Origin of the sequence: Achromobacter sp. Bel (assembly GCF_012928505.1) — a bacterium.
Taxonomy (GTDB): Bacteria; Pseudomonadota; Gammaproteobacteria; order Burkholderiales; family Burkholderiaceae_B; genus Achromobacter.
In genome coordinates, this window is the sequence record NZ_JABBJN010000049.1 from 1 (window position 1) to 21,686 (window position 21,686).

Consider the following 21,686-nt stretch of genomic DNA (forward strand, 5'->3'; position numbering starts at 1 on the left):
TCGCCGCGCTGCCGGCCGCCACGGCCAGGCAGGCCAGCGCGGCCACCGTCAACCCTGTGCCCAGGCCCATCGCCAGGGCCGACGCCACGCCGGCCACGAAGAACCCCTGCGACAAGGCGAACACCAGCACGATCAACGCGCCGCTACACGGTCGCAGCCCGACCGCCAGAATGGCCGATCCGGCGCGCCGCCAGTTCATCTGGCCCGCCACTTGGTCTGGCGGCGGCACATGCGCGTGGCCACAACCGCAGTCCTCGTCATGGTGATGATGCGGGTGGACATCCGCGTGCGCATGCGGTGAAGGAACATTCGGCGCCTGCGCATGCACGGCGATGGCGCGCAACGCCGCCGCCCCCGTCAAGCGGGGTGCTGCGGTGACCACGTCCACCGGCGTGGCCACCGCCCGGTCGCGCCGGCGCCGCAGCAACGGCCGTATCGCCTTGACCCACACCAGCCAGGCGCCCAGCAGCGTTACCAGCGCGTAGGACGCCAGTTCCAGCCAGCGGGTCGCCTGGTTCATCGTCGCCGCGGTGGCATTGAACACGACCGCCAGCACCGCCACCATCGCAATCGCCACCAGCGCCTGGATCAACGCCGACGCCAGCGCCAGCAGCGCGCCGTTGCGGGCGGTCTGCCGGTTGGCCAGCACATAAGATGAAATCACCGCCTTGCCGTGGCCGGGGCCCAGCGCGTGGAACACGCCATAGGCGAAAGACAGGCCGATCAGGGCCCAGGCCGCGCCGCCTTCTGCCTGCCAGGCGCGCACCGCTCCCGTAAGCTGGCGATAGAAATGGCTTTGCCAGACCGACACCTGGCCGAAGAAGCTGGCCAGCCATCCCGGCCCGCCCATCCCCGCGCCGCTTTCCGGCACGCCAAACGGATGCGCGCCCTGCGCCGCCGCCACGCCCGTGCCGCCCAGCAGCAACGCAGCCGCGAGCAGCAGCGCAGGCGCCAAGGCGCAATGACGGAACAACGCGACGGGCAACGCTAGGGGCAACGCACCTCGATGCGATGCGTCAGCCCCTTGGTGATGGCGAACAGTTCGTCGGGCAACGCGTCCGGATCGGCCGGGATCGCGGCCAGTTGCTGCATGGTCTTCCAATCCAGTTCCTTGGGCTTGCGGTAGTGGGACGAGCAGGCCGCGGCGTCCGGGCCGCCCAGCGCGACCGCGCCCTTCTCGTCAAAGGCGTATGCGACGAAATACGTCGGGTCGTAGATGTCCACCTGCGCGCCGTCCGCTCCCGGCGCCGTCGGCAAGGCCAGCGGCAAGGTGAAGGACAGCGTCAATCGCTTGGTCTTCGCATTCCAGTCGACGCGCGCATCGCGCGGGGCGGCGAACGCCGCCGTCTTGCCGTCCACGGTGACCCGGGTGAAGTAGTGCGAAATCGGTTCGCCCAGCGCCTTCATCCAGTCATCGGCCATGCCCTTGAGCGTGGCGGCGGGCAACGAACCGTCCTTGCCCGTCTTCAAGCCCTGCGTGGCATAGGCGCCGAACATCTCATCGAACAGCCAGACCTGGCGGACCGCCGTGATGCGGTGCTGCGCGTCGATATCGATTGCCGCGCGTGCGTCGATCCACATGTGCGGGTGTGCGCTGGCGGCGCCCGCCGCCAGCAAGGCCGTCGCGGCGCTCAGGGTTGCAAGGCCGCGGCAAGCTGACGTACGTTCCATTCAAACATTTCCAGATAGGTGGCGCCCGGTTGTCCAGGCTTGGATAACGCATCGGAATAAAGCGTACCACCCACCTTGGCGCCGGTCTCGCGCGCGATCTGCTGCACCAGCTTGGGGCTGGTGATGTTCTCGACGAAGACGGCGGGCACCCGTTCGCGCTTGACCTGCTCGACGATGGCGGCGATTTCGCCGGCCGACGGCTCGGCATCCGTCGACACGCCCATCGCCGAAATGAACGCCACGCCGTAGGCGTCTCCGAAATAGCCGAAAGCGTCATGCGAGGTCACGACTTTGCGGCGCTCAGCGGGAATGGCCGCGAACGCCGTCTTCGCCCGGGCGTCCAGCGCTTGCAGCTTGGCGATGTACGCGGTGGCGCGCTGGCGGTAGTTGGCGGCATGGGCCGGGTCGGCGGCGGCCAGGCCCTCGACCACGTTGCGCGCGTAGGTCACGCCATTGGCCAGGTTCTGCCAGGCATGCGGGTCGGCGTCGCCGTGATGATGGTGGCCGTCCTTGTGGTCGTGGTCATGATCGTGGTCATGGTCGTGATCGTGGCCGTGGCCGTCTTGCTTGCCGGCGCCGCCATGCCCGGCGAACTTGCGCGGCGTCACGCCCGTCGAGGCCACCACGGTCTGTCCCGCAAAGCCCGAGGCCTTCGTCAGCTTGGGCAGCCAGGTCTCGAAATCCAGGCCGTTGACGAACAGCACCCGCGCGGCGGACAGCTTCTTCGCGTCGCCCGGGGTGGGCTCGTATTCATGCGCGTCGCCGTCAGGCCCCACCAGCGTCGTCAGGCTGATGTCGTTGCCGCCCACTTCGCGCACGATATCGCCTAGGATGGAAAAGCTGGCCACGGCCTTCAACGGTTCGGCGGCATGCGTCGCGCCGAAAACGGCCGACAGGCACAACCCGGTCGCGGCCAACAGGGCGCGGCGGCGCGCCGGCAGAATGGAACGCATAGCGAATCTCCTAATGTAATCAGGCCCGGCGCAAGCGGCGCGGCGCCCGTAGCAGCCCGCCATGGGGGCCGCCGACGATGGAAAACAGATAACAGGCGCCCGCCGCCAGGATGATCGAGGGCGAGGCGGGCACGTCGTAGTGGTAGGACACCAGCAGGCCGCTAACGGACGCCAGCACGCCGAACGCCGCGGCCAGCGGGATCTGCCGGGCCGCCGAACGCGCCCAGAAACGGGCGGCGGCGGCCGGCAGCATCATGATCCCGACCACCATCAGGGTGCCCAGCACCTGGAAGCCCGCCACCAGATTGACGACGACCAGCACCAGGAAACCCATGTGCACCCAACCGCCCCCGCCGCCGCTGGCGCGCAGGAAACCCGGGTCCAGGCATTCGGCCACCAGCAGGCGGTAGATCGCCGCCAGTACCAGCAAGGTCACGCTGGCCGTGATGGTCACCAGCAACAGCGCCGCATCGTCCAGGCCCAGCACCGTGCCGAACAGCACATGCAGCAGATCCATATTGGAGCCGCGCAACGACACCAGCAGCACGCCCAGCCCCAGCGATATCAGATAGAACGCCGCGAAACTGGCGTCCTCGCGCAGCGGCGTCAGCCGCGCGACCAACCCCGCCAGCAATGCCACGGCCAGGCCGGTGGCGATGCCGCCCAGCATCATCGCGCCCAGCGACAGGCCCGACAGCAGGAAGCCGGCCGCCACCCCCGGCAGGATGGCGTGCGACATGGCGTCGCCCATCAGGCTCATGCGCCGCAGCACCAGGAACACCCCCAAGGGCGCTGCGCCCAGCGACAGCGCACTGGCACCGGCCAACGCGCGCCGCATGAATCCGTAATCCAGGAAAGGCGACACCACCCATTGCGCCAGGCTCATAGGTACGTCCCTGCATGCCATTGCCGCGCCATCTTCAGATGCGCATCGTTCAAGGTGTCTTCGGTGGCGCCCCACGCCACGACCGATCCGCACAGCAGCAGGCAGTCGGGGAAGTGGTCACGTACCAGGTCCAGGTCATGCAGGACGGCGATCACGGTCCGCCCTTGCCCGTGCAGTCCGCACAAGAGCGCCATCAGATCGTCGGTCGTGTGGCTGTCCACCGCGGCAAACGGTTCGTCCAGCAGCAGCACCGGCGTGTCCTGCACCAGCATCCGCGCAAACAGCGTGCGCTGCATCTGCCCGCCCGACAACGTGTCCATTCCGCGCCCGGCAGCGTCGGCCAGGCCCACCCTCTCCAGGGCGTCCATGCATCGGTCCAACTCTTCGCCGCGATACCGGCGCCATCCACCGACGCGGCGCCACGCCCCCATCGCCACCAAGTCCAGCACCGTCACGGGGAACGAACGGTCCAACTCGGCCGCCTGCGGCAGCCACGCCAGCTCGGACCGTCCCGCGCCGCTGATATGCACGTCGCCAGCCATGGGGCGCAACACACCCATGATCCCCTTGATCAACGTCGACTTTCCCGCCCCGTTGGGCCCCACCACGGCCGTCATGCCGCCGGCGGCAAACCGGCCCGACACCGATTTCAGCGCGGGGTGGCCATGCCAGCCGAACGAGACGTCATCCAGATCGATGGTCACGGGCGCCGCGCTCATCGCGGCCACCAGTCCAGCGCCCAGCCGGTCAGGGCCCATAGCGCCGCGGCAGCGGCCAGCGCCACCGCCATGCGGCGCCAGGCCGAAACCAGGAAAGCGGAACGGGGGATGGCGCCTTGCCGGCAGGCGGCGCCGGGCCGCGGAGGCAGAAGCGAAAAATGAGACATGGGAAAGCAGATAGTCGAAAGGCGGTAGGTGCGGCGCAGCGGGGTTTTATTATGTTATATCATAACCAAAAAGGGCTTGAATCCGCCCGGCTCGCCCGCATATCGATGTTTTCTGCTACCTTCCAGGCATCTCGCGCGCGTCGCGCGCGTTCCTCATTCAGGTAAAGCCCGCCATGCCCGCTCCGCCCAGATCCCCCCGCAGCGACACCGTCGGCGCGCAGCTCAGCGTCGCCGAGACGCTGTGCGAGCAGCGCGGTCGCCGCCTCACGCCCATCCGCCGCAAGGTGCTGGAACTGTTGCTGCGTCACGGCCGCAGCCTGAAGGCCTACGAATTGCTGGACGCCATGCGCGAAGTGCATCCCGGCGCCGCGCCCCCCACGGTGTACCGGGCGCTGGATTTCCTGATGGACGAAGGCCTGATCCACCGTCTGGACGCCGTCAACGCCTGGAGCGCCTGTCATGACGCAGGCGGTGCGCCCCACGACCTGCTGGTGGTCTGCACGGGTTGCGGCGCCGTGGCCGAAGTGTCCGATCCGGCCATGAGCCGGCAATTGGCCGAACGCGTCGCCCAAACGGGCTACGCGCTGGCCACCCACGAGACCGAAATCCGGGCGTTGTGTCCCCAATGCCAGCAGAAGCAGCCCGCCGACGCCGGCCATCACCACCATCACCACTAGGCCTCTCAGCCCGGCACCACCGGCCAGGCCGGCCGCCCTTCCCTCGCCTGGGCGGCCCCGCCCTTGAAATCCGGCAAACCGCCCCAAAATAGTGATATCGCCCGATACTTGACGGCGTACAGCCGCGATTCGGCTGGCTTCGGCCCCTGGGTTGACCCGGGGTTTGCCCCCTGCCCCCGACTGTGCTGTAATCCTGCGTCCGGCCGCTGTTGGCGGCCTTCGCAGCCTGTGGCAAACCTCATCCTGCACGGGAAAATCCCCCTGCCAGGCCGTGTGTTGAATGCCTAGACTTCAGCCTTGACCTCACGCTAGCAGCTTCGCCATGAACACCCCGCGCAGTTTGGACAAAATGGTTCCCGTCACCATCCTCACCGGCTTTCTCGGTGCGGGCAAGACCACCCTGCTCAAACGCATCCTGACCGAATTCCACGGCCGCCGCGTCGCGGTCATCGAAAACGAATTCGGACCGGAAAGCATCGACAACGACCTGCTCGTGCAAGACAGCGATGAAGAAATCATCGAACTGTCCAACGGCTGCGTCTGCTGCACGGTCCGTGGCGACCTGATGCGCACCTTGTCCGAGCTGCGCGCCAAGCGCGAAGCCGGCGAACTGACTTTTGAACGCGTCATCCTCGAAACGACCGGCATGGCCAACCCCGGCCCCGTTTGCCAGACGTTCTTCATGGATGACGACATCGCCGAGTACTACCGCCTGGACGCGGTGGTGACGGTGGTCGACGCCAAGCACGGCATGGCCACGCTCGACGCGCAACCCGAAGCCCAGAAGCAGGTCGGTTTCGCCGACCGCATCCTGATCTCGAAGCGCGACCTGGTCAACGAAGTCGACTACGAAGCGCTGCGCCACCGCCTGGTTCACATGAACCCGCGCGCGCCGATCACGCCGGTCAACTTCGGCGAAGTCGACCTGAAGTCCATCATCGATATCAGCGGCTTCAACCTGAATTCCATTCTGGACATCGACCCGGAATTCCTGGCCGATGAGCACCCCGACGCCGCCCACGACCACGCCCACGACCATGGGCATGACCACGGGCACGATCACGGCCATGACCACGATCATGACCACGAAGGCGATTGCGGGGCGCATTGCAATCATGCCCACCATCACCACCACCAGCACGACGACGAAATCGGCGCGTTCGTGTTCCGTTCCAACAAGCCGTTCGATCCCGCGCGCCTTGAGGAATTCCTGGGCGGCGTAGTGCAGGTCTATGGTCCCGACCTGATGCGCTACAAGGGCATCCTGTACATGAAGGGCATCAACCGCCGCATGTTGTTCCAGGGTGTGCACATGATGATGGGCGCCGAACCCGGCAAGCCGTGGACCGCGGCCGAAAAACCGTCCACCAAGATGGTGTTCATCGGACGTAAGCTGCCCCAGGAGATTTTCACCCGGGGCTTGGAGCAGTGCCTGGCGGGGTAATCCCCCTTCCTGACGTGACGCGATGCGACGAAGGCAGTACTGTGAGGTACGAATAGCGTAAGCAGCAAGCAACACGGACCGGGAAAGGACGCCCGCGCCAGGATCGATTCATAGTGGAGTGTTTTCATGGCTACCAAGGCAGCAACCAAAAAATCAAGCAAGTCGACGAGCGATACGGCGATTGATCTGCCCAGCGAGAAGGAATTGCTGGCCATGCCCGAGTCCGACTATATGAACGAACGCCAGCTGGCTTTCTTCAAGGAACGGCTCAAACAACTCGAACAGGACATCCTGGCCAACGCCGGCGAGACCACTGAGCACCTGCGCGAAACGCAGTTCGTGCCCGATCCCGCCGACCGCGCCACCATCGAGGAAGAACACGCCCTGGAGCTGCGCACCCGCGACCGCGAGCGCAAGCTGCTGAAAAAGGTGCAACAGTCCATCGCCCGCATCGACAGCGGCGAATACGGCTGGTGTGAAGAAACGGGCGAACCGATCGGCGTACCCCGCCTGTTGGCCCGCCCCACGGCCACCCTGTCGCTGGAAGCGCAGGAACGCCGTGAAATGCGCCAAAAGCTGTACGGCGACTGATCCGTCCCGACATTCACGCCATGCCCTGAAAGGCTATGCTGGTTTCCGGCATAGCCTTTTTTATTGCTCTTTTCACTAGCCGAAAGGATGCCCCCCCACCAGCCTTGATTTCCGGTCAACCGCCCCCAGCTAGTCCTTTCAAAGGAAGGAACGCATGGAACAATTTCACGCCACCACCATCGTGTGTGTGCGCCGCGGCAACCGCGTCGCGCTCGGCGGCGATGGCCAGGTCACCCTGGGCAACATCGTCGTCAAGGGCACGGCCCGCAAGATCCGCCGCCTGTACCACGACAAGATCCTGGCCGGTTTCGCCGGCGCCACCGCCGACGCATTCACGTTGCAGGAACGTTTCGAAGCCAAGCTGGAAAAGCACCAGGGCAACCTGATGCGCGCCGCGGTCGAACTGACCCGCGACTGGCGCACCGACCGCGTCCTGCGCCGGCTGGAAGCCATGCTGATCGTGGCCGACACCGAGCACACGCTGGTGCTGACCGGCAATGGCGACGTCCTGGAGCCCGAACACGGCCTGGCCGCCATCGGCTCCGGCGGCGCCTATGCACAATCGGCGGCGCTGGCGTTGCTGCGCAACACCGAGCTGTCGCCCGAGGCCGTCGTCAAGCAATCGCTGGAAATCGCCGGCGACCTCTGCATCTACACCAACCAGAACCACGTCATCGAAACGCTGGGCGACTGACGCCCGCCGCGCGGCGCCCCGTTTGCGCCGCGGCCGCTTCCCCAGCCCGCTCAAGCTCCAAGGATTCGCCCTCATGTCCGCATCCAACATGACGCCCGGAGAAATCGTCTCCGAACTCGACAAATACATCGTCGGCCAGAACCGCGCCAAGCGCGCGGTCGCCGTCGCCCTGCGCAACCGCTGGCGCCGCCAGCAGGTGGCCGAACCCCTGCGCCACGAGATCCACCCGAAGAACATTCTGATGATCGGCCCCACCGGCGTGGGCAAGACCGAAATCGCGCGCCGCCTGGCCAAGCTGGCCAACGCGCCCTTCATCAAGATCGAAGCCACCAAGTTCACCGAAGTGGGCTATGTGGGCCGCGACGTCGACACCATCATCCGCGACCTGACGGAATACTCGATCAAACAGACGCGTGAACTGGAAATGCGCCGCGTGCGCACCCAGGCCGAAGATGCCGCCGAAGACCGCATCCTGGACGCCCTGGTGCCGCCTGCCCGCGGCGCGTCCGGCGAACCGGAACGCGGCGAAGACAACAGCGCCCGCCAGACCTTCAGGAAGCGCCTGCGCGAAGGCAAGATCGACGATCTCGAAATCGAGATCGAAGTGGCCCAGGCCGCGCCGCAGATGGACGTCATGACGCCCCCCGGCATGGAAGAAATGGCCGAACAGCTGCGCGGCATGTTCGCCGGCATGGCCCGCGACAAGAAAAAGGCCAAGAAGATGAAGGTGCGCGAAGCCTTCAAGCTGATCGTCGACGAAGAAGCCGCCAAGCGCGTCAATGAAGAAGACCTGCGCACCGTGGCCATCAACAACGTCGAGCAGAACGGCATCGTCTTCCTGGACGAAATCGACAAGATCGCCGCCCGCCAGGAATCCGGCGGCGCCGACGTGTCGCGCCAGGGCGTGCAGCGCGACCTGCTACCGCTGGTGGAAGGCACGACCGTCAACACGCGCTACGGCATGGTCCGCACCGACCACATCCTGTTCATCGCGTCGGGCGCGTTCCACCTGGCCCGCCCGTCGGACCTGATCCCCGAGCTGCAAGGCCGTTTCCCGATCCGTGTGGAACTGGAATCGCTGACCGCCGAGGACTTTGTGCGCATCCTGTCCGACACGGACGCCTCGCTGACCAAGCAGTACACCGCGCTGATGGCCACCGAAGACGTGCAGCTGGAATTCACGGACGAGGGCGTGCGCCGCCTGGCCGAACTGGCCTACGACGTGAACGAGACTACCGAGAACATCGGTGCCCGCCGCCTGTACACGGTGATGGAAAAACTGCTGGACGAACTGTCGTTCGACGCCACGTCCAGCCAGGACAAGCACGTGAAGATCGACGCCGCCTACGTCAACTCGCAATTGGCGGAAGCCGCCAGCAGCCAGGACCTGGCGCGCTACGTGCTGTAAGTCGGGCACGCTTGAAATGGCAACGGGGGCATACGCCCCCGTTTTGCCGCCCAACTTGGTATTACTTCTGCGCGACGGGCGCGACGGGCTTGCCGGTATAGCTCAGGCCGCCCAGTTCCTTTTCTGCCTTTTCCGGCGTATCCAGTTCCAGCACGATGCGGCCCACCATCAGGCCGAGCGACGGCGAACTACGCACGTACTTTGTTTCCCCTGCGTCCAGCACGAAACTCAAAGTCTTCTCGGTCTCGGTCGACGTCGATGCTTTGTACGTGCCTTGGGGCCGATCGACATAGAAAAACCCGCCGGGCTGCGAACGACCGACCACTTCGCCATTCAGGCGGATGTCGGACTGCACGGCCGCGCCGAACATCGACGCCGAACGCATGAAGTAAATGCGTCCTTCGCCTTGCTGCACGACGGGGATGGTGGACGCCATCTGCGAATGCTTCACGCCCGAGGCGCACCCGGCCATCACGACCGTTGCCAGTACCGCCGCTGAAATCTTCGATGCACGCTTCACTGCACGTCTCCAACAATCAAGGATAGAGGAGACCGCAGCGCGGAATAGGCCTGGTCTCCGGGGAGGTAAAAACCGACAAGCTTTTGATCGGAAAGCACCAGCCAGGCCTCATGCACCTGCCGGCCTTCGATCGTGAAGACCGTGCCCACCGGACGAAGGACCTCGCCTTGCGGGATGCTGCCGGCGGAACGCCAGACAGATCCCTTGCGAATTTCGCGCTGATACCCGGTCGACAACTTCACGACGACCGTTTCCTGTACGGCCTGATTCGGTTTGGCCTCTGCGGCGCTGACCACGACCGGCGCAGCGACGGCGGATTGCTTCACGCTGGCCGCGCACCCCATAATCCCTGTAAACAGCAGCGCCGCAGCCGCAGCCCGGCATCCTTGAATGAATTCGGTGCGCATGACAAAACGTATAAAAATGCGTTGAAAGATAACGCATTGTAGATACGTGCGCACAATATGCAAGCGCCCGCCTGCCAGTGGCCCGAAGGGCCGCGGCAGGCGGGCGCAAGACGAAAGAATATGAGGGGAGTTTTAGTTCGTGATCGCCGTCACGACATACTTGCCATCCTTGCGGGTGGCGGTGAAGCGGACTTTGTCGCCCGCCTTGATCTTGGCCAGCAGGGTCGGCGGATCCGCCTCGTAGACCAGCGTCATGGCCGGCAAGTCCAGGGCCTTGATCTCGTCGTGCTTGATCGTGACCTTGCCCGCGGCGGGATCCACCCGGCGCACTTCGCCGCTGGCGTCGGCCGTTTGGGCGAACGCCAAGGGCGTAGCCAGGGTAACGACGGCCATCGCAGTGGCGATAGCCATGGGCATTGCATATTTGCGGTCAAAAGCCATACAGGCGTCCTCCATTGACAGCGGAAGCCGAGGGGCCGAGACCCGCGCCCTTCCTGCTTTCCACAATGCTAGGATACCGCCGTTATGAAACAATTCCGGCTGACTCGACGCAACAATCCTTACAGTTGATTGCGTAGCGGCGGCCCGCCCGGGCGGGCGCTTACCCCCGGACGCAAACCGCCCCTCCCTTTTTTTCCCGATTCAGGACGTTTCCCCATGGCCAACCGCTTATCCGTCATTGCCACCCGCACCGGAGACGACGGCACCACAGGGCTGGGGGACGGATCACGCAGCCCCAAGGACGCCCCGCGCATCGCGGCGCTGGGCGACGTCGACGAGCTGAACAGCGCCATCGGCCTGCTGCTGACCGACCCCCTGCCGCCCGAGGTGTCGTTGGACCTGATGGCGATCCAGCACGACCTTTTCGACATGGGCGCGGAACTCTGCATTCCCGGCCACGCCGCCATCACAGACGCGCAGGTCGCCCGTCTGGACGCGCGGCTGGCGCACTACAACGCGACGCTGGCCCCCTTGCGCGAGTTCATTTTGCCGGGCGGCACCCGGGCGGCGGCGCAGGCGCACGTGGTGCGCACCGTGTGCCGGCGGGCGGAACGGGCGGTGGTCGCGCTGGCCAGGGCCGACACGGTGAACGCGGCCGTCCGGCAATATCTGAACCGCCTGTCCGACCTGATGTTCGTGCTGGCGCGTTGTATAAACCAGCATGCGGGGCAGAAAGACACGTTCTGGGCAGGCGCCCAGGCGCGCCGATAAGGCGCGGCCGGGACACGCCGGACGCCCTCGGGTCCTGAGGTTTCCAAGCACATGAGCATCATCGTCACCGGCGGCGCCGGCTTCATCGGGTCCAACTTCGTGCTGGACTGGCTTGCCCGCAGCGACGAGCCGGTCGTCACACTGGACAAGCTGACCTACGCGGGCAACCTGGACAATCTTGCGCCGCTGGCACAGGACGCCCGGCACACGTTCGTCCACGGCGACATCGCCGACCAGGCGGCGATGCTGGCCTTGCTGCACGCGCACCGCCCGCGCGCCGTGATCCATTTCGCAGCCGAGACCCACGTCGACCGCTCCATCGCCGATCCCGGCGCGTTCCTGCAGGCCAATGTGATGGGCACCTTCCACTTGCTGGAGGCCGCGCGCACCTACTGGTCGGCGCTGGACGCCGGCGGCAAGTCCGCCTTCCGCTTCGTGCACGTCTCCACCGATGAAGTCTATGGATCGCTGGACGAAGACGGTCCGCCGTTCACCGAACTGACCTGCTACGCGCCGAACAGCCCCTATGCCGCCAGTAAGGCGGCCAGCGACCATCTGGTGCGCGCCTATCACCAGACCTATGGCCTGCCGGTGCTGACGTCGAACTGCTCGAACAACTACGGCCCGCGCCAATTCCCGGAAAAGCTGATCCCGCTTGTGATTCACAACGCGTTCGCCGGTAAGCCACTGCCGATCTACGGAGACGGCCTGCAACGGCGAGATTGGCTGTATGTGGCCGACCATTGCGATGCCATCCGCAGGATGTTGGACGCCGGCGCGCCGGGCGCGACCTACAACGTGGGCGGCTGGAACGAAAAGACCAACCTGGACCTGGTGCGCGGCCTATGCGCGCTGTTGGACGAGCGCCGGCCGCGGGCCGACGGCCAGTCCTACGCGTCGCAGATCGTCCACGTGCCGGACCGCGCCGGCCATGACCGCCGCTACGCCGTGGACGCGACGCGGCTGCAGCGCGACCTGGGGTGGATGCCTGGCGAGACCTTCGAGTCCGGCATCCGCAAGACCGTGCAGTGGTACCTGGACGAAGCGCAGTGGGTGGCGAACGTCGCCAGCGGCGCCTATCGCCACCCACACAAAGCGTAGCGGGAGCCGCGTGAAGATCCTACTGCTGGGCAAAGCGGGTCAGATCGGCCAGGCATTGCGGCACGCCTTGCCCACATTGGGCGAGCTCGCCTCGCTGGGCCGGGACGACGCCGATCTGCGCGATCAGGACGCGTTGCGGCGCGCCTTGGCCGCGCACTGTCCCGACGTAATCGTGAATGCGGCGGCCTACACGGCCGTCGACCAGGCCGAAACCGACCGGGACACGGCCACGCAAGTGAACGCGCAGGCCGTCGCCACGCTGGCGCAATACGCCCGGGACGCACGCGCCCTGCTTGTGCACTACTCCACCGACTATGTATTCGACGGCGACAGCGCCCGGCCCTATGTAGAAACCGATGCGCCCCACCCGCTGAACGCCTACGGCGCGACCAAGCTCGCGGGTGAATCCGCCGTGCTGGCGAACGGCTGCGACGCGCTGGTGTTCCGTTGCAGCTGGGTCTACGCGCCCCACGGCCGGAATTTCCCCACATCGATCCTCCGCCTGGCGCGAACCCGGGACCGCCTGGACGTGGTGGCGGACCAGACCGGCGCGCCGACCTCCGCCGCGCTTATCGCCCGCGTCACCGTCCAAGCCATCGCCCGCCACCGCCAGCAGCCGCTGCAAGGCGGCATCTACCATCTGGCCGCCGACGGCGCCACCACCTGGCATGCCTTCGCGCAATATCTGGTGGCCGGTGCCGCGGCGCGAGGCGCCGCCCTGGCGCTCGCGCCCGAGCGGATCCGCGCTATCGCGTCGAAAGACTACCCGGCCGCAGCCAAACGCCCGCACAATTCAAGACTGGACACGACGCGGCTATCGGCCGCGCTGGGGCTGCGCCTGCCTGCCTGGACGGAAGAGGCGGACCGCTTCCTGGATCAACTTTCCGCGCACGGGGAATTCACATGATGCGCAAGGGCATCGTACTGGCCGGCGGCGCCGGCGAACGGCTGCATCCGGCGACGCTTGCCGTCAGCAAGCAGTTGCTGCCGGTCTTCGACAAGCCGATGGTCTACTACCCGCTCACGACCTTGATGCTGGCGGGCATCCGCGACATCCTCGTCATCTCGACGCCGCAGGACACGCCGCGGTTCCAGCAGTTGCTAGGCGACGGCTCGCAGTGGGGCCTGAACCTCAGCTACGCGGTGCAGCCCTCGCCCGAGGGGCTGGCGCAGGCGTTCCTGATCGGTGCGTCTTTCATCGGCCAGGACCCGTGCGCGCTGGTGCTGGGCGACAATATCTTCTACGGCCACGAACTGCCGCGGCTGCTGCAAAGCGCGAGCAGGCGCGTGGACGGCGCTACGGTGTTCACCTACCACGTGCAGGACCCGGAACGCTATGGCGTGGCCGAATTCGACCAGGGCGGCAAGGTGCTCTCCATCGAGGAAAAGCCCGCCCGCCCCCGGTCCAGCTATGCCGTCACCGGCCTGTATTTCTACGACAACGACGTGATCGACATCGCCCGCGGCATCCGGCCGTCGGCGCGCGGCGAGCTTGAGATCACCGACGTCAACCGACACTATCTGCAAGCAGGCAAGCTGGCCGTGGAGATCATGGGCCGAGGCTACGCCTGGCTGGACACCGGCACCCACGAATCGCTGCTGGAAGCCAGCCAGTTCATCGCCACGCTGGAACACCGCCAGGGCCTGAAGGTGGCATGCCCCGAAGAGATCGCCTTCCGCCAGCGATGGATCACCGCCGAGGCCCTGGAGAAACTGGCCGCGCCCTTGTCAAAAAGCGGCTACGGCCAATACCTGATGCGCGTCCTGGTGGACAAGGTGTTCTGATGAAAGTGTTTGCCCAAGCGATCCCCGGCGTCCTGGTCCTGGAGCCGCGCGTCTTCGACGACGACCGCGGCTTCTTTTTCGAAAGCTTCAATCAGGCGGCCTTCGACGCCGCGACCGGCCTGGCGCGCCGCTTCGTGCAGGACAACCATTCCCGCTCCGCCCAAGGCGTCCTGCGCGGCCTGCACTATCAGGTGGCGCAGCCGCAAGGCAAGCTGGTGCGCGTCTGCGCGGGAGAGATCTTCGATGTGGCGGTCGACGTGCGGCGCGCGTCGCCGACCTTCGGGCAATGGGTCGGCGTGGTGCTGTCCGCCGAAAACAAGCGCCAGATGTGGATACCCGAAGGGTTCGCCCACGGTTTCCTGACGCTGTCGGAGTCAGCCGAAGTCCTGTACAAGGCCACGGACTATTACGCGCCGCAACACGAACGCTGCATTCGCTGGGACGATCCGACGCTGGCCATTGCCTGGCCAGTCGGCAGGACGCCGAAGCTGTCCGCGAAGGACCGCAACGGCGTGTTCCTGGACGCCGCCGAAACCGGCTGACTCAGTTCACGCCCGCAGCATGCGCCTGTTCGTCCGCATGGTAGGACGAGCGCACCATCGCGCCCACCGCCGCATGCGAGAAACCCATGGCGTAGGCTTCGCGTTCGAACATGGCGAACGTATCCGGGTGCACGTAGCGCAGCACGGGCAGGTGGTGCTCCGACGGCTGCAGGTACTGCCCGATCGTCAGCATGTCCACATTGTGTTCGCGCATGTCGCGCATCACTTGCAGGATTTCTTCGTCCGTCTCGCCCAGGCCCAGCATCAGGCCGGACTTGGTGGCCACTTCCGGATGCAGCTTCTTGAATTCGGCCAGCAGCTTCAAGGAGTGCATGTAGTCCGAACCCGGGCGGGCCTGCTTGTACAGGCGCGGCACGGTTTCCAGGTTGTGGTTCATGACGTCCGGCGGGCCGGCGTTCAGGATAGCCAGCGCGCGGTCCAGGCGGCCACGGAAGTCGGGCACCAGCACCTCGATGCGGGTGGTGGGCGACAGTTCGCGGATGTGGGTGATGCAATCCACGAAGTGGGCAGCGCCGCCGTCGCGCAGGTCGTCGCGGTCGACCGACGTGATCACGACGTAAGACAGCTTCAACGCGGCGATGGTGCGCGCCAGGTTCTCGGGTTCCTTCGTGTCCAGCGGATCGGGGCGCCCGTGGCCCACGTCACAGAACGGGCAGCGGCGCGTGCACTTGTCGCCCATGATCATGAACGTGGCCGTGCCCTTGCCGAAGCACTCGCCGATGTTCGGGCAGGAGGCTTCTTCGCACACGGTGTGCAGATTGTGTTCGCGCAGGATGCGCTTGATGTCGTAGAAGCGCGAGCCGGGCGCGGCGGCCTTCACGCGGATCCACTCGGGCTTCTTCAGGCGCTCTGCCGGAACGATCTTGATGGGGATGCGTGCCGTCTTGGCCTGCGATTTCTGCTTTTGCGTCGGATCGTAGGCCGAGTCCGCGGGCGCGGCGGCGGATTCGTTCGAGGGAACAGGAGACTCGGCGAGCGTAGACATTGGGCACCTTCGAAACCGGTGCGCAAGACGGCCCGGTCTGAGACAAAAGAGGCATTTTACCCCCCCGCGCGCGGATCCGCCGCGAACGGCCCGCCTGCCCCAGGCGCCGCCCGCCCGGCTGGGTTATCGTCACGCCTGACGAATCCCCTGAAATCCCCCATGTCTTCCCTGCCTATGCTGCGCCCTGTTGCGCTCATCGCGCCCCGCCTGGATGCGGGGCCCACCGGCCGCGCCATCCAGGCCTGCGCCGAACGCCTGGCGCCCGCCGGCTACTACCTGGCCGCCGGCCCCTGGCACGACGCCGCCATGCTGCCCCAATTGGCGGTCCTGCGCCCGGCCGCCGCGCTGGTCATCGGCCCCCTGGACGAGCCCGCCCTGCGGGCCGGCGTGGCCGCCCTGGAAATACCGGTGGTGGAAACCTGGAGCGCCTCGGTCCGGCCGCTGGACAGCGCCGTCGTGATCGACAATGAAGAAGCCGGCCGCGCCGCCGCCCGCCATCTGGCCGAAAAACGCCATGCGCTGGTCGCCTGCATCAGTGCGGACAACCCCTGGGAGCGCGCGCGGCGCGACGGTTTCCTCAGCGCCGCAGCCGCATTGGGCTTGGACCGGGTCGCCGACATCGTGCAGCCCGAGGTGCAGCAGATGAATGACGGCCGCATGGCCTTTCTACGGCTGTTGGCCACCAACACGATCTTCGACGCGGTGTTCTGCACGTCGGACCTGCTGGCCGCGGCCGCGGTGTCCGAAGCGCACAACCGCGACCTGCACGTACCGCAAGACCTGGCGGTGCTGGGTTTCACGGACGATGGCAGCGCGGCCCAATGGGCACAAGGGCTGACGACGCTAGGCGTGGACGCCGCCGATCTGGGCAGGCGCGCGGCGCAATTGCTGCTGGACCGCCTGGACGGCGCCCGCGGCACCGGTCAAGGCGATACCCTGGAAGCGGTATTCGAGACCCGCCTGAGCACGTAGGATGGGGCTCGCGCGCTGAGCACCTGCTTTCTTGCGCAAGAAAGCTCGCGCGACACCCATCCGACGATCCTGCCGCAGGGGCGGGCTACGTCACACCTCGTACAGCGCCGGGAAGCCGCAGTCCTGCAGCATGGCGTTGGCTTCTTTCAGAAACGCGGGCGTGGAAGTCTCGGGGACGCGGACCAGCCACTGCACCGCTTCTTCCTTCTTGCCACGCAGCAACAGCAGGCGGCCCAGGTGGAACATGCCCCGGAAATCACCGCCTTCGGCGCAGCGCTGGTAGCAGTCGAACGCGCGTTCCATGTCTTGCCCGACCACATCGCCCGCTTCGTAGAAGCGTCCGACCACGCCGATCGATTTCACGTGGCCAGTCTGTGCGGCCTGCTGATACAGGGCCAGCGCCGCGGCCTTGTTCTGCGTGACGCCGCCCCGGCCGCTGCGCAGCATGTGGGCGTAGTTGTACATGCCCCAGTCCAGGCCACGGTCGGCGGCCAGCCGGAACCAGTAGGCCGCCACCGTATCGTCGCGGGGCACGCCCCAGCCGTTTTCGTAGCAGCGGCCCACCATGTTGATCGCCATCGGGTGGTCGGCGTTGGCGGCGCGCTTGAACCACGCCAGGCCCTCTTCAGGCTGGCTGTCGACACCCACGCCATCCAGCAGCATCTGCCCATAGATGGTCTGCGCTTCGACGAGCCCGAGTTCGGCGGCCGCCCGGATCCAGGCGGCATACGCTTCGGCCGGCCCTTCGCGCAGGCGCGCCAGCTGTTCGGGGGACGTCGCGGCGACGTCGGCCGCACTGTAAGTCTTCATGCGGGGATCCTTGCGCGGCGCCAGGCGGCCGCCAGATTCTGCGCCAGCGCGTCGCCCACGTCGGCGGGTGTGCGCCGCACGCCACAGGCCGCCATGTCGACGGTGCGCAGCCCTTCGTAGCCACAGGGGTTGATACCCAGGAACGGCGCCAGGTCCATCGCCACGTTCAACGAAACCCCGTGATAGGCCCGCCCGTTGCGGATCTTGATGCCCAGCGCGGCGATCTTGGCCAGCTCACCGCCATCGGGGTCCGGCACATACACGCCCGGCGCGCCGGGCTTGCGGCAAGCGCCGCCGACGCCATGCTGAGTCAGCGTGTCGATGACCGCGCCCTCAAGCAAGTTGACGTATTCCTTCACGTACATGTCCACGCGGCGCAGGTCGAACAGCGCGTACGCCATCACCTGGCCAGGCCCGTGATAAGTCACCTGGCCGCCGCGGTCGCAATGGACGATGGGGATATTGCCGGGATTCAGCACGTGCTGGGGCAGGCCGGCCTGCCCCAGGGTATAGACCGGCGCGTGCTCGCACAACCAGATCTCGTCAGGCGTATCGGCGCCGCGCTGGTTGGTGTACGCCTGCATTTCCTGCCAGACCGGCAGATACTCCGCCGGCCCCGCGAGCCACTTGATCACGGCAATCCTGCTTACAGAACGATGGACACCATCGGGTGGCCGTGCAGCGCCTGGTAGAGGCTGTCCAGCTGTTCGCGCGAGGTCGCGCGCACGGTGAAGGTCAGGCCCATGTAGTTGCCGCCCTTGCTGGGGCGCATCTCGACCGTCGCGGCGTCAAAGCCCGGGTCGAACTTCAACACGACTTCGGTGAGCGTCTGCGCGAATTCGGGGTGGTGCTTGCCCATGACCTTGATGGGAAAGTCACTGGGGTATTCGATAAGCGAGTCTTCGGGCGGAATATGCATGATTTGCCTGGAGTAATGGTTGCCCCTGAATGTTCTTATATGGGGGCAAACGGGGCGTTGGCAAGTGTCCGCCGGCTGCCGGGTGGCCCTGGGGGCCGCCCGGAATAACGGTTTACAGCGCGGCGATGCGGGCATCATAACCCGCGCGCAATTGCTCGAAAACGGGGCCGGGCTTGCCGGATCCGACCGGTTTGCCGTCCAGCGAGACGATCGCCAGCACTTCCTTCGTGGCTGACGACAGCATCAATTCATCAGCGGATTGCACCTCTTCCTGCGTGATGCGGCGCGCCTCGAAGGGGATGCCCGCCTGGGCCGCCAGTTCGCCCATCAGGCCGTAGCGGATGCCTTCCAGGATGAGGTTGTTCTTCGGCGGCGCCAGCAGCTTGCCGCCCGAGACCACCCAGATGTTGGTCGACGAACCCTCGGTCAGGTAGCCGTCGCGGAACTGCACGACCTCGTCGGCGTTGGCATCGACGGCCTGCTGCTTGGCCAGCACGTTGCCCAGCAGCGACACGGACTTGATCTCGCAGTGCAGCCAGCGTTCGTCAGGGATGCTGATGGCCGTCAGGCCCTGGGCGCGCTGCGCGGCCGGCGGCGGCGCCCACGCCGAAATCATGCCGAACACAGTGGGCGTGACCGGCGTGGCCGGGAACTGGTGGTCGCGACGCGCGACGCCGCGCGTCACCTGCAGGTACACGATGCACGTGTCGAGGTTCGTGCGCGCCAGCAACTGCTCGACCAGATTGGTCCAGCCTTCGCGGTCGAACGGCTGCGCGATCCGCAGGGCGGCCAGGCTTCGGTCCAGGCGGTTCAAGTGCTCCGTCATGCGGAACGCTTTGCCTTGGTACACGGGGACGACTTCGTAGATGCCGTCGCCAAAAATAAAGCCGCGATCCAGAACGGAGACCTTGGCCTCGTCCACCCGCAGGAACTCACCATTGAGATACACCTGGCTTTCGCCCGGCACGCCCGGAATCATGAGGCACTCCTGAATTTTCAAAAGTAAAGGACGAACCGCCCGGTCCGTCCCAACATGGAAAACGGGCGTTTCACGCACGAAACGCCCGTTGCTAGCTTACACCCGCGGCCGCGCCCGTGGCGCGCCGGCTTGTCCGCTTACTGGAACCAGCGCTTGACGGTGTCGACCATGCGGCCGAAGAAGCCGGCGCGTTCGACGGCGTCCTGCACCACCAGCGGTTCGGTGCGCAGCACCTTGCCGTCCAGCGTGAACTGCAGCGTCCCGACCTGCTGGCCCTTGGCCAACGGCGCGATCAGGGGATCCGTGCGCTGCGCCACCGGCTTCAGATCGCCGGCCTTGCCGCGCGGCACCGCGATCGACACCGGATTCGGCGGACCCAGCTTGACGTTTTCAGCGGTGCCTTCCCAGACGCGCGCATCGATGCCCGGCTGGCTCTTGTCGAACAGCTTCACGGTGTCGAAGTTCTGGAAGCTCCAGTTCAGCAGCTTCAGGCTTTCTTCGGCGCGCGTGGCTTCGCTGTCCGTGCCCACTACGACCACCAGGATGCGGCGGTCGCCGCGCACCGCGGTCGACACCAGGCAGTAGCCGGCCGAATCGGTGTGGCCGGTCTTCATGCCGTCCACCGACGGATCGGCCCACAGCAGCCGATTGCGGTTGGGCTGGGTGATCTTGTTGTAGGTGTAGCTCTTCTGCTTGTAGTAGTGGAAGAAGTCCGGGTGATCAGTGATCAGGTGCGACGACAGCGTGGCCAGGTCGCGCGTGGAGGTCGTGTGCTGCGGGTCGGGCAGGCCGGTCGCGTTCATGAAGTGCGTGCTCTTCATGCCCAGGCGTTCCGCTTCCTGGTTCATCAGCGACGCGAAGGCGGCTTCGCTGCCGCCCACGGCCTCGGCCAACGCCACGGAAGCGTCATTGCCCGATTGCACGATCATGCCCTGGTTCAGTTCGTCGACCGTGACGGGCTTGCGCGGCTCGATGAACATGCGCGAGCCGCCCGTGCGCCAGGCGTGCTCGGACACGGGCACGGTCTGCTCAAGCGTCAGGCGCTTTTCATCCAGCGCGTTGAACACGACGTAAGCCGTCATGATCTTGGTCAGCGACGCCGGCTCGACCTTCATGTCGGGGTTGGAGGCGGCCAGCGTCTGGCCGCTGTTCACGTCGATCACGATCCACGCCTTGGCCGCGATGGTGGGCGCCGGCACGGCCGACACGTCACCCACCGGCACCGCGCCCGACGCCGTCGGGGCCGGCGCCGTGGCGCCTGCGGCAGCGGGCGCGGCGGCGGGAGCCTGTTGCGCCCAGACCGGCATCGAGGCCGCGAGCATCGCCGACAGTACCGCGCCGGACAGCAGGCGGCGGGTCAAGACAACGGGGGATTGAGCGGAGTAAGGCAAATTCTTCATCGGCAACGTGGGTCCAGGAAAGACGCCCGCCGGCGCGGGGCTAATGGCTGACAATTATAGGCAGCCCATTGGACCGGTCCGCCCCGCACGGGTTCCGCGGGCATTTAAATCATGCAACTTGATGCAACCTGCGGCCCCGCCGCCACGGCCGCTCAGTCCAGCGCGACCTTCAGGCGAGCCTGCACCAGCTGGCGCAGCACCAGCAGCTTGCCGTGGAAAAAGTGCGACGCCCCTGGCACCACCACCACGGGAATCGAACGCGGGCGCGCCCAGTCCATGGCTTCGGACAGCGGCACGACTTCGTCTTCTTCGCCGTGCACCATCAGCGTATCGTCGGGAACCTGCACTTCATGCGACTGGAAGCGGTTCACGGCCGGCCCCATCAGCATCAGCGCCGCCGGCAACACCGCGTCGCCGGCCTCGGCCAGCGCCGCATAGGTCTGCGCGGCCACCGCAGTGCCGAAAGAAAACCCGGCCAGCACCCAGGGCGCCTCGGCCAATTCAGGGTGCAGTTCGCGCATCTGCGCCACGACCGCCAGCATGTCCTGCGTTTCACCGACCGATTTGTCGAATGCGCCTTCCGACAGGCCCACGCCGCGGAAGTTGGGGCGCACCGCCACCAGCCCATGCTGCACGCAGGCGCGCGACAGGGTCGTGACCACCTTGTTCTCGCGCGCGCCACCTTGCAACGGGTGCGGATGCAGGACAAGGGCCCAGCCTCGCGGCGTGCCGGCAGGCCAGTCGACGGCGCAATCGATGCGGCCGGCGGCCCCGGCAAAGGCGTGGGTATCAGTACGTGCGGACATGGCAGGACTCAGCGTGC

The 21,686-nt window shown here is 66.3% G+C and carries 26 protein-coding genes; 11 read left to right on the forward strand and 15 right to left on the reverse strand.

Features of this window, described 5'->3' with window-relative positions; translation table 11 throughout:
- The 5 genes from HG262_RS23940 to HG262_RS23960 form a co-directional block, all read right to left on the reverse strand.
- Window positions 1-955 (reverse strand): nickel/cobalt transporter (locus tag HG262_RS23940; protein WP_248293480.1); only part of this gene is annotated, 955 nt, incomplete at its 3' end.
- Between the two features lie 32 nt (window positions 956-987).
- A complete protein-coding gene (locus HG262_RS23945) occupies window positions 988-1,581 on the reverse strand; it encodes a DUF1007 family protein (RefSeq protein ID WP_248293481.1) in 594 nt (197 codons plus the stop codon).
- Window positions 1,582-1,631: 50 nt separating this feature from the next.
- Complete coding sequence (locus HG262_RS23950; RefSeq protein WP_211187744.1) at window positions 1,632-2,624, reverse strand: metal ABC transporter substrate-binding protein; 993 nt, start codon at window positions 2,622-2,624, stop codon at window positions 1,632-1,634.
- Between the two features lie 19 nt (window positions 2,625-2,643).
- Window positions 2,644-3,510, reverse strand: a complete 867-nt coding sequence (locus HG262_RS23955; RefSeq protein WP_169273397.1) for a metal ABC transporter permease — start codon at window positions 3,508-3,510, stop codon at window positions 2,644-2,646.
- On the reverse strand, window positions 3,507-4,229 hold the full coding sequence (locus HG262_RS23960) for an ABC transporter ATP-binding protein (protein WP_169273438.1): 723 nt from the start codon (window positions 4,227-4,229) through the stop codon (window positions 3,507-3,509). The genes HG262_RS23955 and HG262_RS23960 overlap by 4 nt, the downstream gene beginning before the upstream one ends.
- Before the next feature lie 340 nt (window positions 4,230-4,569).
- Between HG262_RS23960 and HG262_RS23965 the strand changes: the two genes are divergently transcribed.
- From HG262_RS23965 to hslU, 5 genes are all read left to right on the forward strand, one after another.
- Entirely contained in the window at window positions 4,570-5,073 is a 504-nt protein-coding gene (locus tag HG262_RS23965; protein WP_006224833.1) for a Fur family transcriptional regulator, read from the forward strand.
- Window positions 5,074-5,395: 322 nt separating this feature from the next.
- The gene (locus HG262_RS23970) at window positions 5,396-6,517 is read left to right on the forward strand and encodes a GTP-binding protein (protein WP_169273398.1); all 1,122 of its coding nucleotides are present in this window, start codon (window positions 5,396-5,398) and stop codon (window positions 6,515-6,517) included.
- A 126-nt stretch (window positions 6,518-6,643) separates the two neighbouring features.
- The gene (gene dksA, locus HG262_RS23975; protein WP_006216410.1) at window positions 6,644-7,108 is read left to right on the forward strand and encodes an RNA polymerase-binding protein DksA; all 465 of its coding nucleotides are present in this window, start codon (window positions 6,644-6,646) and stop codon (window positions 7,106-7,108) included.
- A 154-nt stretch (window positions 7,109-7,262) separates the two neighbouring features.
- Entirely contained in the window at window positions 7,263-7,802 is a 540-nt protein-coding gene (gene hslV, locus HG262_RS23980; protein ID WP_006216412.1) for an ATP-dependent protease subunit HslV, read from the forward strand.
- Window positions 7,803-7,875: 73 nt separating this feature from the next.
- Entirely contained in the window at window positions 7,876-9,210 is a 1,335-nt protein-coding gene (gene hslU, locus HG262_RS23985; RefSeq protein ID WP_169273399.1) for an ATP-dependent protease ATPase subunit HslU, read from the forward strand.
- 61 nt (window positions 9,211-9,271) lie between these two features.
- Here the strand turns inward: hslU and HG262_RS23990 are convergent, their stop codons facing one another.
- The 3 genes from HG262_RS23990 to HG262_RS24000 all read right to left on the reverse strand — a co-directional run bounded on the left by HG262_RS23990 (window position 9,272) and on the right by HG262_RS24000 (window position 10,578).
- On the reverse strand, window positions 9,272-9,730 hold the full coding sequence (locus HG262_RS23990) for a DUF2846 domain-containing protein (RefSeq protein ID WP_348984422.1): 459 nt from the start codon (window positions 9,728-9,730) through the stop codon (window positions 9,272-9,274).
- On the reverse strand, window positions 9,727-10,137 hold the full coding sequence (locus HG262_RS23995; protein WP_169273400.1) for a hypothetical protein: 411 nt from the start codon (window positions 10,135-10,137) through the stop codon (window positions 9,727-9,729). The genes HG262_RS23990 and HG262_RS23995 overlap by 4 nt, the downstream gene beginning before the upstream one ends.
- 132 nt (window positions 10,138-10,269) lie before the next feature.
- Window positions 10,270-10,578, reverse strand: coding sequence for a copper-binding protein (locus HG262_RS24000; RefSeq protein WP_169273401.1), 309 nt, complete (start codon window positions 10,576-10,578; stop codon window positions 10,270-10,272).
- A gap of 216 nt (window positions 10,579-10,794) precedes the next feature.
- Between HG262_RS24000 and HG262_RS24005 the strand changes: the two genes are divergently transcribed.
- From HG262_RS24005 to rfbC, 5 genes are read left to right on the forward strand one after another with little or no spacing between them, the layout of a single operon-like run.
- Window positions 10,795-11,349, forward strand: a complete 555-nt coding sequence (locus HG262_RS24005; RefSeq protein ID WP_169273402.1) for a cob(I)yrinic acid a,c-diamide adenosyltransferase — start codon at window positions 10,795-10,797, stop codon at window positions 11,347-11,349.
- Between the two features lie 51 nt (window positions 11,350-11,400).
- Complete coding sequence (gene rfbB / locus HG262_RS24010; RefSeq protein ID WP_169273403.1) at window positions 11,401-12,450, forward strand: dTDP-glucose 4,6-dehydratase; 1,050 nt, start codon at window positions 11,401-11,403, stop codon at window positions 12,448-12,450.
- 10 nt (window positions 12,451-12,460) lie between these two features.
- Window positions 12,461-13,357 (forward strand): dTDP-4-dehydrorhamnose reductase, encoded by an 897-nt coding sequence (rfbD, locus tag HG262_RS24015; protein ID WP_169273404.1) that lies wholly within the window; start codon window positions 12,461-12,463, stop codon window positions 13,355-13,357.
- Window positions 13,354-14,235, forward strand: a complete 882-nt coding sequence (gene rfbA / locus HG262_RS24020) for a glucose-1-phosphate thymidylyltransferase RfbA (RefSeq protein WP_169273405.1) — start codon at window positions 13,354-13,356, stop codon at window positions 14,233-14,235. The genes rfbD and rfbA overlap by 4 nt, the downstream gene beginning before the upstream one ends.
- Entirely contained in the window at window positions 14,235-14,777 is a 543-nt protein-coding gene (gene rfbC, locus HG262_RS24025; protein ID WP_169273406.1) for a dTDP-4-dehydrorhamnose 3,5-epimerase, read from the forward strand. Before rfbA ends, rfbC begins: the two co-directional genes overlap by 1 nt.
- Window position 14,778: 1 nt before the next feature.
- Here the strand turns inward: rfbC and lipA are convergent, their stop codons facing one another.
- The gene (gene lipA / locus HG262_RS24030) at window positions 14,779-15,783 is read right to left on the reverse strand and encodes a lipoyl synthase (RefSeq protein ID WP_169273407.1); all 1,005 of its coding nucleotides are present in this window, start codon (window positions 15,781-15,783) and stop codon (window positions 14,779-14,781) included.
- A gap of 159 nt (window positions 15,784-15,942) precedes the next feature.
- On the opposite strand from lipA, the gene HG262_RS24035 reads away from it, so the two are divergent.
- Window positions 15,943-16,755: a substrate-binding domain-containing protein gene (locus HG262_RS24035; RefSeq protein ID WP_169273408.1), complete on the forward strand. Its 813-nt coding sequence runs from the start codon at window positions 15,943-15,945 to the stop codon at window positions 16,753-16,755.
- A gap of 90 nt (window positions 16,756-16,845) precedes the next feature.
- Here the strand turns inward: HG262_RS24035 and HG262_RS24040 are convergent, their stop codons facing one another.
- From HG262_RS24040 to HG262_RS24065, 6 genes are all read right to left on the reverse strand, one after another.
- The gene (locus HG262_RS24040) at window positions 16,846-17,565 is read right to left on the reverse strand and encodes a tetratricopeptide repeat protein (RefSeq protein WP_169273409.1); all 720 of its coding nucleotides are present in this window, start codon (window positions 17,563-17,565) and stop codon (window positions 16,846-16,848) included.
- Window positions 17,562-18,200 (reverse strand): lipoyl(octanoyl) transferase LipB, encoded by a 639-nt coding sequence (gene lipB, locus HG262_RS24045; RefSeq protein WP_169273410.1) that lies wholly within the window; start codon window positions 18,198-18,200, stop codon window positions 17,562-17,564. The genes HG262_RS24040 and lipB overlap by 4 nt, the downstream gene beginning before the upstream one ends.
- Window positions 18,201-18,211: 11 nt before the next feature.
- Entirely contained in the window at window positions 18,212-18,484 is a 273-nt protein-coding gene (locus HG262_RS24050; protein WP_105555796.1) for a YbeD family protein, read from the reverse strand.
- A gap of 112 nt (window positions 18,485-18,596) precedes the next feature.
- Window positions 18,597-19,463, reverse strand: a complete 867-nt coding sequence (locus HG262_RS24055) for a D-amino acid aminotransferase (protein WP_169273411.1) — start codon at window positions 19,461-19,463, stop codon at window positions 18,597-18,599.
- 137 nt (window positions 19,464-19,600) lie between these two features.
- Window positions 19,601-20,863 carry a D-alanyl-D-alanine carboxypeptidase family protein gene (locus HG262_RS24060; RefSeq protein WP_169273412.1) on the reverse strand — a complete coding sequence of 421 codons (1,263 nt, stop codon included), beginning with the start codon at window positions 20,861-20,863 and terminating at the stop codon, window positions 19,601-19,603.
- A gap of 152 nt (window positions 20,864-21,015) precedes the next feature.
- Entirely contained in the window at window positions 21,016-21,669 is a 654-nt protein-coding gene (locus tag HG262_RS24065) for an alpha/beta hydrolase (RefSeq protein WP_169273413.1), read from the reverse strand.
- Window positions 21,670-21,686: the final 17 nt, after the last annotated feature.

What these genes read in the sequence shown, in the direction of transcription:
- HG262_RS24065 (WP_169273413.1), bottom strand. Translation starts at nt 21,669, where the DNA reads ATGTCCGCACGTACTGATACCCACGCCTTTGCCGGGGCCGCCGGCCGC.
- HG262_RS24000 (WP_169273401.1), bottom strand. Translation starts at nt 10,578, where the DNA reads ATGGCTTTTGACCGCAAATATGCAATGCCCATGGCTATCGCCACTGCG.
- HG262_RS24060 (WP_169273412.1), bottom strand. Translation starts at nt 20,863, where the DNA reads ATGAAGAATTTGCCTTACTCCGCTCAATCCCCCGTTGTCTTGACCCGC.
- HG262_RS23970 (WP_169273398.1), top strand. Translation starts at nt 5,396, where the DNA reads ATGAACACCCCGCGCAGTTTGGACAAAATGGTTCCCGTCACCATCCTC.
- HG262_RS24035 (WP_169273408.1), top strand. Translation starts at nt 15,943, where the DNA reads ATGTCTTCCCTGCCTATGCTGCGCCCTGTTGCGCTCATCGCGCCCCGC.
- HG262_RS24050 (WP_105555796.1), bottom strand. Translation starts at nt 18,484, where the DNA reads ATGCATATTCCGCCCGAAGACTCGCTTATCGAATACCCCAGTGACTTT.
- HG262_RS23995 (WP_169273400.1), bottom strand. Translation starts at nt 10,137, where the DNA reads ATGCGCACCGAATTCATTCAAGGATGCCGGGCTGCGGCTGCGGCGCTG.
- HG262_RS23945 (WP_248293481.1), bottom strand. Translation starts at nt 1,581, where the DNA reads ATGTGGATCGACGCACGCGCGGCAATCGATATCGACGCGCAGCACCGC.
- HG262_RS23965 (WP_006224833.1), top strand. Translation starts at nt 4,570, where the DNA reads ATGCCCGCTCCGCCCAGATCCCCCCGCAGCGACACCGTCGGCGCGCAG.
- HG262_RS24040 (WP_169273409.1), bottom strand. Translation starts at nt 17,565, where the DNA reads ATGAAGACTTACAGTGCGGCCGACGTCGCCGCGACGTCCCCCGAACAG.
- lipA (WP_169273407.1), bottom strand. Translation starts at nt 15,783, where the DNA reads ATGTCTACGCTCGCCGAGTCTCCTGTTCCCTCGAACGAATCCGCCGCC.
- HG262_RS24005 (WP_169273402.1), top strand. Translation starts at nt 10,795, where the DNA reads ATGGCCAACCGCTTATCCGTCATTGCCACCCGCACCGGAGACGACGGC.
- HG262_RS23950 (WP_211187744.1), bottom strand. Translation starts at nt 2,624, where the DNA reads ATGCGTTCCATTCTGCCGGCGCGCCGCCGCGCCCTGTTGGCCGCGACC.
- rfbB (WP_169273403.1), top strand. Translation starts at nt 11,401, where the DNA reads ATGAGCATCATCGTCACCGGCGGCGCCGGCTTCATCGGGTCCAACTTC.
- hslV (WP_006216412.1), top strand. Translation starts at nt 7,263, where the DNA reads ATGGAACAATTTCACGCCACCACCATCGTGTGTGTGCGCCGCGGCAAC.
- dksA (WP_006216410.1), top strand. Translation starts at nt 6,644, where the DNA reads ATGGCTACCAAGGCAGCAACCAAAAAATCAAGCAAGTCGACGAGCGAT.
- rfbA (WP_169273405.1), top strand. Translation starts at nt 13,354, where the DNA reads ATGATGCGCAAGGGCATCGTACTGGCCGGCGGCGCCGGCGAACGGCTG.
- HG262_RS23960 (WP_169273438.1), bottom strand. Translation starts at nt 4,229, where the DNA reads ATGAGCGCGGCGCCCGTGACCATCGATCTGGATGACGTCTCGTTCGGC.
- rfbC (WP_169273406.1), top strand. Translation starts at nt 14,235, where the DNA reads ATGAAAGTGTTTGCCCAAGCGATCCCCGGCGTCCTGGTCCTGGAGCCG.
- HG262_RS24055 (WP_169273411.1), bottom strand. Translation starts at nt 19,463, where the DNA reads ATGATTCCGGGCGTGCCGGGCGAAAGCCAGGTGTATCTCAATGGTGAG.
- hslU (WP_169273399.1), top strand. Translation starts at nt 7,876, where the DNA reads ATGTCCGCATCCAACATGACGCCCGGAGAAATCGTCTCCGAACTCGAC.
- HG262_RS23955 (WP_169273397.1), bottom strand. Translation starts at nt 3,510, where the DNA reads ATGAGCCTGGCGCAATGGGTGGTGTCGCCTTTCCTGGATTACGGATTC.